Source organism: Nonomuraea sp. NPDC050786 (assembly GCF_040654115.1).
Lineage (GTDB): Bacteria > Actinomycetota > Actinomycetes > Streptosporangiales > Streptosporangiaceae > Nonomuraea.
On sequence record NZ_JBFAHJ010000016.1, the window covers coordinates 97236 to 109704 of the forward strand.

At 70.7% G+C, this 12469-nt stretch carries 11 protein-coding genes; 7 read left to right on the plus strand and 4 right to left on the minus strand.

Translation table 11 applies throughout. From position 1 onward, the window contains the following. Nucleotides 1–105: 105 nt before the first annotated feature. Nucleotides 106–783, minus strand: coding sequence for an MtrAB system response regulator MtrA (gene mtrA / locus AB0H84_RS27295; protein ID WP_043620615.1), 678 nt, complete (start codon nucleotides 781–783; stop codon nucleotides 106–108). A gap of 269 nt (nucleotides 784–1052) precedes the next feature. On the opposite strand from mtrA, the gene AB0H84_RS27300 reads away from it, so the two are divergent. The 5 genes from AB0H84_RS27300 (at nucleotide 1053) to AB0H84_RS27320 (ending at nucleotide 6772) form a co-directional block, all read left to right on the plus strand. Then, complete coding sequence (locus tag AB0H84_RS27300) at nucleotides 1053–2297, plus strand: glycerophosphoryl diester phosphodiesterase membrane domain-containing protein (protein WP_357609819.1); 1245 nt, start codon at nucleotides 1053–1055, stop codon at nucleotides 2295–2297. An 8-nt stretch (nucleotides 2298–2305) separates the two neighbouring features. Next, nucleotides 2306–3148: a DUF4129 domain-containing protein gene (locus AB0H84_RS27305; RefSeq protein ID WP_357610160.1), complete on the plus strand. Its 843-nt coding sequence runs from the start codon at nucleotides 2306–2308 to the stop codon at nucleotides 3146–3148. After that, nucleotides 3145–4344, plus strand: coding sequence for a DUF4350 domain-containing protein (locus AB0H84_RS27310; RefSeq protein ID WP_357609821.1), 1200 nt, complete (start codon nucleotides 3145–3147; stop codon nucleotides 4342–4344). The genes AB0H84_RS27305 and AB0H84_RS27310 overlap by 4 nt, the downstream gene beginning before the upstream one ends. A gap of 7 nt (nucleotides 4345–4351) precedes the next feature. Continuing rightward, nucleotides 4352–5314 (plus strand): MoxR family ATPase, encoded by a 963-nt coding sequence (locus tag AB0H84_RS27315; RefSeq protein WP_357609824.1) that lies wholly within the window; start codon nucleotides 4352–4354, stop codon nucleotides 5312–5314. An 84-nt stretch (nucleotides 5315–5398) separates the two neighbouring features. After that, nucleotides 5399–6772 (plus strand): DUF58 domain-containing protein, encoded by a 1374-nt coding sequence (locus tag AB0H84_RS27320; RefSeq protein WP_357609826.1) that lies wholly within the window; start codon nucleotides 5399–5401, stop codon nucleotides 6770–6772. Between the two features lie 11 nt (nucleotides 6773–6783). Here AB0H84_RS27320 and AB0H84_RS27325 read toward each other — a convergent pair whose 3' ends face one another. Then, the gene (locus AB0H84_RS27325) at nucleotides 6784–7776 is read right to left on the minus strand and encodes a stage II sporulation protein M (RefSeq protein ID WP_357609828.1); all 993 of its coding nucleotides are present in this window, start codon (nucleotides 7774–7776) and stop codon (nucleotides 6784–6786) included. A gap of 51 nt (nucleotides 7777–7827) precedes the next feature. Here AB0H84_RS27325 and AB0H84_RS27330 point away from each other — a divergent pair, with 51 nt between their 5' ends. Continuing rightward, a complete protein-coding gene (locus AB0H84_RS27330; RefSeq protein WP_357609831.1) occupies nucleotides 7828–8793 on the plus strand; it encodes an RDD family protein in 966 nt (321 codons plus the stop codon). Nucleotides 8794–8803: 10 nt separating this feature from the next. Here AB0H84_RS27330 and AB0H84_RS27335 read toward each other — a convergent pair whose 3' ends face one another. Further along, complete coding sequence (locus tag AB0H84_RS27335; RefSeq protein ID WP_357609834.1) at nucleotides 8804–10186, minus strand: hypothetical protein; 1383 nt, start codon at nucleotides 10184–10186, stop codon at nucleotides 8804–8806. A gap of 77 nt (nucleotides 10187–10263) precedes the next feature. Beyond that, on the minus strand, nucleotides 10264–11652 hold the full coding sequence (locus AB0H84_RS27340; RefSeq protein WP_357609837.1) for a hypothetical protein: 1389 nt from the start codon (nucleotides 11650–11652) through the stop codon (nucleotides 10264–10266). A 166-nt stretch (nucleotides 11653–11818) separates the two neighbouring features. Here AB0H84_RS27340 and AB0H84_RS27345 point away from each other — a divergent pair, with 166 nt between their 5' ends. Beyond that, nucleotides 11819–12448 (plus strand): DUF305 domain-containing protein, encoded by a 630-nt coding sequence (locus AB0H84_RS27345; protein WP_357609839.1) that lies wholly within the window; start codon nucleotides 11819–11821, stop codon nucleotides 12446–12448. The last annotated feature ends 21 nt before the right edge of the window (nucleotides 12449–12469 follow it).

A 12469-nucleotide genomic window follows, 5' to 3' on the forward strand; every position in this document is an offset into this window, starting at 1 on the left:
GCCCGCCGCACGGCGCACCCGCCGGCGAACGCCGCCGAGGATCTGGCGGAGTGTCCGTCGGCGGGACCTCTTCTTCGTCGGGGGCACGGCCGGGCAAGGGGAGGATCAGGCGGGGCCGGCTTTGTAGCCGACGCCGCGGACCGTCACCACGATCTCGGGGTGCTCGGGGTCCTTCTCGATCTTGGCCCTGAGCCGCTGCACGTGCACGTTGACCAGCCGGGTGTCGGCCGCGTGGCGGTAGCCCCAGACCTGCTCGAGCAGGACCTCGCGGGTGAACACCTGGCGCGGCTTGCGGGCCAGCGCCACCAGCAGGTCGAACTCCAGCGGCGTGAGGTTGATCGTCTCCTCGCCCCGCTTGACCGAGTGACCGGCCACGTCGATGGTGATGTCGCCGATCTGGAGGATCTCGGGCGTCGGCTCGTCGGTGCGGCGCAGGCGCGCCCGCACCCTCGCGACGAGCTCCTTCGGCTTGAACGGCTTGACGATGTAGTCGTCGGCACCCGACTCGAGCCCGAGAACGACGTCGATCGTGTCGCTCTTGGCCGTGAGCATGACGATGGGAACCCCCGACTCAGCCCTGATCCTCCGCGCGACGTCGATGCCGTCCGCCCCCGGCAGCATCAGGTCGAGCAGGACCAGGTCCGGGCGTGTATCCCGGAACGCGTCGAGGGCCTTGTCGCCGTCGGAGACAAATGACGGCTCGAAGCCTTCCCCTCGCAGCACGATCCCCAGCATCTCGGCGAGAGCGGCGTCGTCATCGACGACCAGCACGCGACCTTTCATGGCCCCTCATTCGTTCTACGCATTGTGGGACATACCCGCACGACCGCTGAAGGTTACCCTTGGTAGGCCCATGAGTGTGACATGAGCCATGCAAAAGGCGAATTTTAGGTCCACCCCCGCGACCGCTATCTCAGTCTGCGGTAACAGAGCGACTTTCGGCCATCCCTGGGCACGAACCTCGGCCGGATTCGCCGTGGAATGCGCGCAGGATGAGGCGGCGAATCCACTCGGTGACACCAATGCCCCGTTCAGCGTGCCAGGATTGGGATATGTCAGACGGTCACGGTCCCCCGCCCGAGACGCCATCAGGCTGGTCGGCCGAACAGCCCCCGCCCTACAGCGCCCCGCCGGCCTCCCCGTGGACCGCACCGGGCGCGCCGCAGCAGGTGCCCTACGGGCATCCGTACGGCCAGCCCCCTCAGCAACAGCAGCCACCCGGACCGGGGCCCCAAACACCATATCCGCCCCACCCGCATCCTCAGCCCGGTTACGGCCACACGGCTTACCGGCCGGCGCTCAGGCCGGGCATCATCCCCCTGCGCCCGCTCGGGCTCGGCGACATACTCGACGGCACGATCAAGCTGATCCGCTCCAACCCGAAGGCCGTGCTCGGCCTGTCGGCCGTCGCCGCGCTGCTCACCGCCGTGCCGGTGGCCGTGGGTCAGGCGTTCTTCCTGGACCTGTGGGACCCCGAGACACCGACCCCCGCCGGCCAGCTCAGCAGCGCGACCGGCCTGCCCAGCCAGTACGCCGGCACCCTGATCTCCTACGCGATCCAGTTCGTGGTGGTCACCCTGCTGACCGGCGTGCTGACCCGGATACTCGGCCGGGCGGTCTTCGGCGGCAACCTCAGCGCGGGCGAGGCCTGGCGGCTGGTCAAGGGCCGGGTGCCCGCGCTCTTCGGCGTGGTGGGGCTGATGGCGGCCATCATGGTGGTGCCGTTGATCGTGTTCGGGCTGCTCTTCGTGGCGATCATGATGAACGCCTCCGCCGACAGGACCGGCTTGCTGGCCGGGCTGTTGCTGCTGTTCGTCATCACGTACATCCCTTACTACCTGTTCTTCACGACCCGCTTCGCATTCGCCTCGCCTGTCGCGGTGCTGGAGTCCAGGGGCCCCCTCGACGCCATGCGGCGCTCGTGGAACCTGGTGACGGGCGACTTCTGGCGGGTGCTCGGCATCCTGCTGCTCACGTCCCTGCTGGTCGGGCTGGTCTCAGGCGTCCTGTCGGTGCCGTTCACGCTGGCGGGCACGCTGTTCGGCGTGTTCGGCGCGGGCTCGGCCACCACGGCAGTGGTGTCGGCCGTGCTGATCGCGATCGGCGGCACGATCGGGGCCATGATCACCTATCCGTTCCAGGCCGGGGTCGCCGGTCTGCTCTACGCCGACCGGCGCATGCGTAGCGAGGCGTTCGACCTCGTGCTGCAGACGGCGGCCATCGAGCAGCAGCGTCAGGGGTGGGTGCACGCGTCCGCGGACGAGCTCTGGCACCCGTCCAACTCCGCCAGGTCGTGAGCGTGCCCATGGTCGCACTCGCCGCGGCCGCCTCCGGGCTGCGGCTCGACACCCCGATCGACCGGGAGGAGGCCGCGCGGAGGGCCGCGGACGAGCTGCTCAAGCCCGCTTACGAGAGAGAGTCGCTGATCGACCAGATCTACCGGCGGGTCATGCAGTTCCTCGGCGATCTGCTCGACAGGGTCCCGGGCGGTGGCCCCACCGGCGGGATGATCGCCGCCATGCTGATCGTGACGATCATTTTCGCGCTGATCGTGCTCATCTCGTGGCAGCTCCGCAACGCCACGCGCAAGAACGCGCTCGCCGTGGGCGGACTGTTCGGCACGCGGGCGATGACCGCGGCCGAGCACCGGACGGCCGCCGAGAGGCTGGCCGCCGAGGGGCGCTGGAGCGAGGCCATCCAGGAACGGCTCCGGGCCATCGCGCGTGACCTGGAGGAACGCGCGCTCGTCGACGGCATGCCCGGGCGCACGGCCGACGAACTGGCCGCGGAGGCCGCCATCTCGCTGCCGGGGTTCGCGACGAGGCTGGCGGCGGCGGCGCGGTCGTTCGACGACGTGACGTACGGCGGGGTGCCGGGGACGCGGGAGGCGTACGAGGTGATGTCCACCCTGGACGACCAGCTCCGCGAAGCCCGCCCCGTCCCGCTCGCGACCCCCGTCCCGGCCGGCGTCGGCGCGGGCGCGGGCGCTCCGATGGGACCTCCTGCCGCACCCGCCGTGAGCTCGCCGCAAGGACCCGCCGCGCCGCCGAGCGGTGCCGCGGAAGGTGTCCGGCCGGGCGATCCCGCGGAAGGGTCGTCGGCGGGGGTGCCCGAGCAGCCCCGTGACGGGGCGGGAGGGGCTCCATGAGCGTGCTCACACCGCCCCCGGCCACCGGCGCTCCGGCACAGGCCGGCGGGTCCTACTCGACCTCCCCCACCGCCCGCTCCACCTGGCGCGGCAGCCGGCTCATCGCGCTGCTCGGCCTGATCATCGTTCTCGTCGCGATCGCCGGCGTGCTGTTCAGTCCCCAGCGAGGCCCGTCACGCCCCCTGGACCCCGACGACACCTCCCTGAAGGGCGCCAAGGCGCTGGCCGAGGTGCTCAAGTCCCGGGGCGTCGCGGTGGACCGGGTGGACTCCGTACAGGCCGCGGTCGACAGGGCCGCCACGGGCAACCGGCTGCTGCTGATCACGGACGTGTCGTACTTCAACGAGTACACCCTGGCCACCATCCAGGGCGACCGGCTAATCCTCGGCGATCAGCCAGGACTCGAGACCCTGGCCCCCGGCGTGCGCAGCGAGCTGGCCCGGGCGCGCACCCGCTCGCGCGAGCCCGAGTGCGGGCTGCCCGCCGCCGCGGCCGCCGGCAGCGCGTACGTCGGCGGCACCGTCTTCACCGCCCCGGCGGGAGCCACCGGCTGTTACCCGTCCGGCGACGGCTACGTCCTGGTCAGCTTCCCGAACGCGGGCGGCACCACCACGGTCGTCGGCGACGCGAGTTTCATGACCAACCAGTTCCTGGCCGAGGACGGCAACGCCGCGCTCGCGCTCAACCTGATCGGCACCGGCAAGCGCGTGACGTGGCTCGTGCCCCCCGAGAACCCGCCGCCCATCGCGGAGCTGCCGGGCGAGCGGGGCGAGTCGATGTACGACCTGATGCCCGAGAGCATCCGCTGGACGATCTACATGTCGCTCATCGCCCTGGCCGTCACCGCGTTCTGGCGGGGCAGGCGGCTGGGTCCCGTGGTGACGGAGAAGCTGCCCGTCGTCGTGCGCGCGGCCGAGACCGTCGAGGGCCGGGGCAGGCTCTACCGGGCCAGGCGGGCCAGGCAGCGGGCGGCCGACGCGCTGCGCGCGGGCACGATCGACCGGCTCAAGCCCAGGCTGGGGCTCGCGTCGGGGGCCGGGCCGCATGAGGTCGTCGCGGCGCTCGCCGCCCGCACGGGGGAGGCCTCCCAGCAGGTCGGCGCGGCTCTGTACGGGCCGCCGCCGGCGGACGACGCCGGGCTCGTCGGGTTGGCCGGATACTTGGACTTCATCGAAAGGCAGGTCAGTGAACTCTGAGGAGACTATGCGCGTCACGAGCGTGGGCGACTCGGCCAGAGAGGCGCTGGGCGCGCTGCGTGCCGAGGTGGCCAAGGCCGTCGTCGGGCAGGACGCGGTGGTGACGGGGCTGGTCATCGCGCTGCTGTGCAAGGGGCACGTGCTGCTCGAAGGCGTGCCGGGCGTGGCCAAGACGTTGATGGTGCGCACCTTGTCGGCCGCCCTCGCCCTGGACTTCAAGCGGGTGCAGTTCACGCCGGACCTGATGCCCGGTGACGTGACCGGGTCGTTGATCTACGACGCTAAGACCGCGGAGTTCGAGTTCCGCGAGGGGCCGGTGTTCACGAACCTGCTGCTCGCCGACGAGATCAACCGCACCCCGCCGAAGACCCAGGCGGCGCTGCTCGAGGCGATGGAGGAGCGGCAGGTCAGCGTGGAGGGCGCGGCGCGCCGGCTGCCCGACCCGTTCGTGGTGTGCGCGACGCAGAACCCCGTCGAGTACGAGGGCACCTACCAGCTGCCCGAGGCGCAGCTCGACCGGTTCCTGCTGAAGCTGACCGTGCCGCTGCCGCCGCGCGAGCAGGAGATCTCGGTGCTCGAACGGCACGCCCGCGGCTTCGACCCCCGCGACCTGGGCGAGGTCAAGGCGGTCGCCACGGCCGAGGACCTTGCCCTCGGGCGTGAGGCGGTCTCCAAGGTGCACGTGGCGCCCGAGGTGCTCGGCTACATCGTGGACGTGGCCCGCGCCACCAGGAGCTCGCCGTCGCTGCAGCTCGGCGTCTCGCCGCGTGGGGCTACGGCGCTGCTGGCGGCCTCGCGGGCGTGGGCGTGGCTGTCCGGGCGCTCGTACGTGACGCCTGACGACGTGAAGGCGCTGGCCAGGCCCGCACTGCGGCACCGGATCCAGCTCAGGCCGGAGGCCGAGCTGGAGGGCGCCACCGCCGACGGCCTGCTCGACGGCATCCTGGCCTCGGTCCCGGTCCCGCGCTGATGGCACGTTCGGTGGTGGTGCGCTGATGGCTCTCACGAGACGGGCGGGGCTGGTCGCGGCGATCGGGATCGTGGTGGTGCGCTGATGGCTCTCACGGGACGTGCCGGGCTGGTCGCGGCGATCGGGATCGTGGTGGTGCTGCTGGCGCCCCAGCCCGGGGCCGCGCTGGCCGGGGTCTGCCTGCTGCTGGCCGCCGCGATCCTGGTGGACCTGGTGTTCGCCGGGGCCGTGCGCCCGCTGAGGTTCCACCGTTCCGGCGACACGCTCGTACGGCTCGGCCGGCGGGCCACGGTCGAGCTGATCGTCGAGAACCCTGGCTCCAGGCGCGTACGCGGAGCGCTCAGGGACGCCTGGCCGCCGTCGGCGGGAGCCACCCCGCGCGTCGCCGAGCTGGACGTGCCCAAGGGCGAGCGCCGCAAGATCGTGGTGACGCTCGCCCCGACCAGGCGCGGCGACCGGTCGTCCGTGGCGGTGACCGTCCGCTCGGTCGGGCCGCTGGGCCTGGCCGCCCGCCAGGGCAGCCACCAGGCGCCGTGGTCGGTGCGCGTGCTGCCGCCGTTCCTGTCGCGCAAGCACCTGCCGTCCAGGCTGGCCAGGCTCCGCGAGCTGGACGGCCAGCACCCGGCGCTGGTGCGCGGCCAGGGTACGGAGTTCGACTCGCTGCGGGAGTACGTGGTGGGCGACGACGTGCGTTCCATCGACTGGCGGGCCACGGCGCGCCGCCACGACGTCGTCGTACGCACCTGGCGCCCGGAACGCGACCGCCGCGTGCTGATCGTGCTCGACACCGGCCGCACGTCGGCGGGCCGGGTGGGCGACGCGCCGATCCCCATGGCGGGGGCCGCGCAGGGCGGCAACGGGCTGCTGGTGCGGCCGGATCCGCGCCCGGCGCCCGGCTGGCCCCGGCTCGACTGGTCGATGGACGCGGCGCTGCTGCTCGCCGCGCTCGCCGCCCGGGCCGGCGACCAGGTGGACTTCCTCGCCTACGACCGGGCCGTGCGCGCCTGGGTGAGCGGGGCCTCCCGGACGGAGCTGCTGTCGTCGCTGGTCAACGTGATGGCGCCGATCGAGGCCGAGCTGGTCGAGGCCGACTCGCAGGGCATGGTGGCCGCCATTCTGGCGCGGGCCAAGCGGCGCTGCCTGGTGGTGCTGCTCACCGACCTCAACGCGGCGGCGCTGGACGAGGGGCTCATGCCGGTGCTCCCCCAGCTCTCCTCGCGCCACCTGGTGCTGGTGGCCGGAGTGTCAGATCCGCGGGTGGCGGCCATGGCGGGCCGCCGGGAGTCGGCCGAGGAGGTGTACGACGCGGCGGCGGCCGAGCACACCCAGCTCGAACGCCGGCGCATCACGGCACGGCTGCGGCGGCACGGGGTGGAGGTCGTGGACGCGCCCCCGGAGGACATCGCCCCCGCGCTGGCGGACGCGTACCTGGCCCTGAAGGCGGCGGGGCGGCTCTAGCGCCCCCTGGGTCAGGCGGTCGGGGCGACGTCCGGGGCGCGTTCGAGGTCGCCGGTCTCGTTCTGGCGGAGGGCGCGGCGGCCGAAGACGATCACGTACGTCAGGAACGCCGCCTCGGCGAGGACGCCGATCCCGACGCGCGCCCACGTGGGCAGCCCCGACGGCGTGACGAACGCCTCGATCAGCCCCGACACGAACAGCACCGCGACGAGCCCCAGCGCCACGCTCATCACCGCCCGGCCCTGCTCGGCCAGCGCCTCCGTCCGGCGGCGCGGCCCGGGGTCGACGACCGCCCAGCCCAGGCGCATGCCCACGGCCGCCGCCAGGAACACGGCGGTCAGCTCCAGCAGGCCGTGCGGCATGATCAGGCCGAAGAAGATGTCCAGCTTGTCGCGGGAGGCCATGAGACCGCCCGAGACGCCGACGTTCTCGGCGTTCATATAGAGCATGTACGGGATCGGCAGCCCGAGCAGCACCGAGGCGATGATCACCTGCGCGGAGACCCACGCGTTGTTCAGCCACACATGGCCGGCGAAGGACGCGGCCGGGTTCTCCGAGTAGTAGTCGGAGAAGTCATGCTCGACGAGCTGCGTGATCTGGTCGGGCGAGGCGATCGACGACTGCACGTCGGGGTTGGCGGCCACCCAGGCGCCCATCACCCACGCCACCACCGTGAACGCCACCGCGCTCCCCAGCCACCACCAGCGCGCCCGGTAGGCCACCACGGGGAACGACACCGTGAAGAACCGCACCAGCTCCCGCCAGGCGGGCGTGTGCGCGCCGGTCACGGCGGACCTGGCCCTGGCCACGAGCGCCGACAGCCGCCCGGTCAGCATCGCGTCACTGGACGAGGAGCGCACGATGGACAGATGCGTCGACACCCGCTGATAGAGGTCGACCAGCTCGTCCACCTCGGCGCCGCTCAGCGACGAGCGGTGCTTGACCAGGTGGTCGAGCCGGTCCCACACGGGGCGGTGTGCTGTGATGAACGCATCGATGTCCACCCGAACATTCTGGCCGCTCAGTCAGTGCGACATAGCCGTTAGGCTCCATATATGTCAGAGGTTGTGACCGGCGACGCGGTCGTCGTCGAAGTGCGGGTCGCCCAGATGCCCTCGCGCGCGCTGGCGATCATCATCGACATGGCCGTCCAGTTCACGGTGCTGATCGGCGCCTATGCGCTCTTGGGCGCGTTCGCCGTCATCTCGGACTCCGCGGCGTTCGGGGCCGCGATGATCGTCCTCGTGGTGCTGGTGCTGGTCGGCTACCCCGTGATCTTCGAGACCCTCTCCAGGGGGCGCAGCCTCGGCAAGCTGGCACTCGGGCTGCGGGTGGTCGGCGACGACGGCAGCCCCGAGCGTTTCAGGCAGGCGCTGTTCAGGGGCCTGGCCGGGGTCGTGGAGTTCTGGATGCTCTCCGGGGCTCCCGCGCTGATCTCGTCGCTGGTCTCGCAGCGGGGCAAGCGGCTCGGCGACATCTTCGCGGGCACCATCGTGATCTCCGAGCGGGCGCCGCGCGACCATGGGCAGTTCATCGAGATGCCGCCGCCGCTGGCGAGCTGGGCGGCCACGCTGGAGCTCTCCCGGCTGCCCGACGAGGTGGCGCAGGCCGCCAGGCAGTACCTGTCGCGATGGCACGACCTGTCGCCGCAGGTCCGGCATGAGATGGGGGTGCGGATCGCGACCCAGGTGGCGGCGTTCGTCTCGCCCGCCGCGCCGGCCGGGGTGCCGCCGCACGCGTACCTGAGCGCCGTCCTGGCCGAGCGCCGCAGGAGGGAGCAGATGCGCCTCGCGCTACGCAACGGCAACCGCCTCGCACCCCAAGGCCCTCAGCCTCCGTATCAGCAGCCGGGCCCGTACCAGCAACCGGCATCAGGCCCGTACCGGCCTCCGGCTGCGGCGCCGTACCAGCCGCCGGCGCCCTATGCGCCGCCTCAGCCGAACCACCACCACCAGGTTCCGGCCGCACCCGCGCCGGAGCCGCCGAAGGCGACTCCGGGCGGGTTCGCGCCGCCCCAGTGAGGGGGACCCGTCAGTCGTGCCAGCCGTTCCGGTACGACTCCTGGGTCTGCACGTTCAGCCGGTCGGTACGGACTCCCCTGGCGCTGTCCGTGAGCGGATCGTTGATCCTGATGACGTCGAGGCCCTCGTGGAAGTCGGCCCCGTAGATGTAGCCGTTGTAGTAGTACGCGGACCAGATGCCGCCGCCACCGCCCGCCGAGCGGGGACCGCGCTCGAAGTAGCCGATCTCCCTCGGGTTGGCGGCGTCGGTGAAGTCCCAGACCGAGAGCCCGCCCATGTACCAGGCCTGGACCATGATGTCCCGGCCCTTGACGGGGATGAGCGAGCCGTTGTGCGCGACGCAGTTCTCGCTGTCGGCCTGGTAGCGCGGGATCTTGAAGTAGCTCTTGAACGTGAACTGCCCGTTCGAGATGTCATAGATCGCGTCCGCGCCGCGGTTCGGCCCGATCGCCTCGTTGCAGGTGGCCGCGCCGCCGCCGCCGAGCTCGTCGGTGAAGACGACCTTCTTGGCGTCGTTGCTGAAGGTGGCCGAGTGCCAGAACGCGAAGTTCGGGTCCGTGGTCCTGGCGGTCACCTTCGGGTTCAGCCGGTCCGAGATGTCGAACAGCACGCCGTCACCCATGCACGCGCCCGCCGCGATGTCCTTCTCGGCGTAGGCGGTGATGTCGTGGCAGCCGCTGGTCGGCAGCAGCAGGCCCGGCTGGGTCTCGTTGCCGCCGTCAGGGAAGATCACCGGGGTGGCCGCGACCGCGGCTGAGGCCGGGTCCTTGAGCGGCACCTTGATGATCGAGATCTTGTCGTGCGGCGGCTGGCAGTCGGGGAAGGCCGCGCTCGGGTTGTAGGACGAGACGTAGATGTAGACGTTCTTGTACCGGTCGCGGCCCTTGCCCGGCACCAGGGTCAGGGTGTGGGAGCCGCAGTTGGTCTCGACCGACTTGATGTACTTCGGGCTGGCCTTGTCGGAGACGTCGAAGATCCTGACGCCTTCCCAGGCCTCCTTGTGGTCGGCGCTCAGCCCCGTGCTGTTGCACGAGTCGTCGCTGCGCGAGGAGTCGACGGCGGTGAAGAGCAGGTTGCCGTAGACGGTGACGTCCATCTGGGCGCCGGGGCAGACGACGGAGCTGACCGGCTTGGCCTTCTTCGGGTTGCTGATGTCGTAGATCGAGAAGCCGCCGTAGTTGCCGACGTACGCGTAGTCGCCCTGGAACGCGATGTCGGTGTTGATCGTCGAGGCGAGCGGGGCGGGCTTGGGGATGTTCAGCACGTGGGTCACGTTGGGGCTGTTGACCACGGTGTCGGGCGGTGGGATGTCGGCGGCCATGGCGGGCATTGCCGTCAGCGCAAGCGCGACGGCTGCCGCGGCCACCACGAGGGCGCGGCGCGGATTGGACACTCCGGAGCCTCCTAGATCATGTGTCCGGACGGAACGAAGACGGCGAGGACCCGCGTGGGGCCCTCGCCGCCTGACAATCAGTGGCCGTGTTCGGGATACGACGCCTGGGTCTGCGCGTTCAGGGAGCGCATCCGCACGCCGTTCGCCCGGTTGGTACGCCAGTCGTTGATCTTCAGGACGTCCAGGCCCAGGTTGAAGTCGGACCCGTAGATGTAGCCGTTGTAGTAGTACGCCGACCAGAAGCCGCCGCTGAGCGCCGGCGCGGTGCTGTCGGGGCCGCGCTCGAAGAAGGCGATCTCCTGCGGGTGCGCCGAGTCGGTGAAGTCGACCACCGAGATCCCGCCCTGGTACCACGCCTGCACCATGATGTCCCGGCCCTTGACCGGGATCAGCGAGCCGTTGTGCGCCACGCAGTTCTCCGTGTCGGCCTGGTAGCGCGGGATCTTGAAGTAGCTCCTGAACTGGAGCTGCCCGTTCACGATGTCGTAGTACGCGTTGGCGCCCCGGTTCGGGCCGATGGCCTCATTACAGGTGGCCCTGGTGCCGCCGCCGAGCTCGTCGGTGAAGATGACCTTCGTGCCGTCGTTGTTGAAGGTGGCCGAGTGCCAGAACGCGAAGTTCGTGTCGTCGCGCACCTTGGCGGTGACCTTGGGCTGCTCGGGGTCGCGGATGTCGAGCAGGATGCCCTCGCCCATGCAGGCGCCCGCGGCGATGCCCTTCTCCGGGTAGGCCGTGATGTCGTGGCAGCCGGTGGTGGCGGACTTGCCGTCGGGGTACGGCAGCGGGAGGCCGGGGTTGCCGCCGTCGGGGAAGAGGTTCGGCGTCGCGATCACCGTGGCCGCCGTCGGGTCACGCAGCGGCACCTTGATGATCGAGATCAGGTCGTGGGGCGGCTGGCAGTCGGGGAACGACGCGTTCGGCGCGTAGGAGGAGACGTAGAGGTAGACGTTCTCGCGCCTGCGGTCGGGCACCAGCGTGTGCGTGTGGGAGCCGCAGTTCGTCTCCACCGACTTGATGTACTTCGGGTTCGCCTTGTCGGAGACGTCGAAGATGCGGATGCCCTCCCACGACTCCTTGACGGAGGCCGGCTGGGAGGTGCTGCTGCACGAGTCGTTGTTCCGCGAGGAGTCCACGGAGCCGAACAGCAGGTTGCCGTAGACGGTGACGTCCATCTGGCCGCCTGGGCAGACCACGGAGCTGACCAGCGACGCCCGCTTCGGGTCTTTGATGTCGTAGATCGAGAAGCCGTAGTAGTTGCCCACGTAGGCGTAGTCGCCCTGGAAGGCCATGTCCGTGTGGATGTCGGCCAGCGCCTCGGGCTTGGGCACGTTGGTGACGTGCTTGATGTTGGGGCTCATGACGATCTCGCCGGGAGCCGGGATGTCCGCGGCCTGGACCGGTAAGGCGACGCCGCCCAGCAGCGCAACCGACGCCACCAGGGTGAGGGCCCTGCGGAGGGTGAACACTCGCGATCCTCCTATAAAGGGGGCATAAATCTACGTCATCCTCGCTTCTCCGGCCTCAACAGGCCAGCAGACAAGTTGTCAATTTTTGTTCCTGTTCGCCCTCTTTGAAGTTGTCCCCTTTTCGCCTAGAGTGCGCATTCTCGACCGAGTCAGTCAGGGAGGTTGGGTGCGCGCCGCGCTCATAGTCGTCATGGGCACGGTCGTTGCCCTCTCAGGCTGCAGCTCCCCGCCGCAGGCGCCGCGTGCCGACTCGACTGCGCCGGTGATCGCTCCCGGCCGCCCCGGCGAGCAGGCCAAGACGCTGTCGCCGAGCGAGGCCGCCACCGCGGTCCCCGCGCCCACCGCCAACGCGGCCGACATCAAGTACGTCCAGGACATGATCGTCCATCACCGGCAGGCCCTGGACATGTCCCTCCTCGCGCCCAGCAGGGCCGGCTCGGCCAAGCTGAAGAGCCTGGCCGGCCGGATCAAGGACGCCCAGGGGCCGGAGATCCAGTTCATGACGACCTGGCTGCGGGAGCAGCAGCAGACGGTGCCCGACCACCACGCCGCGCACGCCGGGATGCCGGGAATGGCCACGCCCGAGCAGATGGAGGCGCTGAAGGCGGCCACGGGCAAGGACTTCGACCGGATGTTCCTGGAACTGATGATCAACCACCACCTTGGGGCGATCAAGATGTCGGAGCAGGTGCTGACCAGCGGCTCCCACATCCGCGTGGAGGAGCTGGCCACCGACGTCAGCGTGACCCAGGCGGCCGAGATCCGCCGCATGCAGGAAATGCAGTCCGCCCTTTAGCCCCCCTCTCGAACGGGGCCG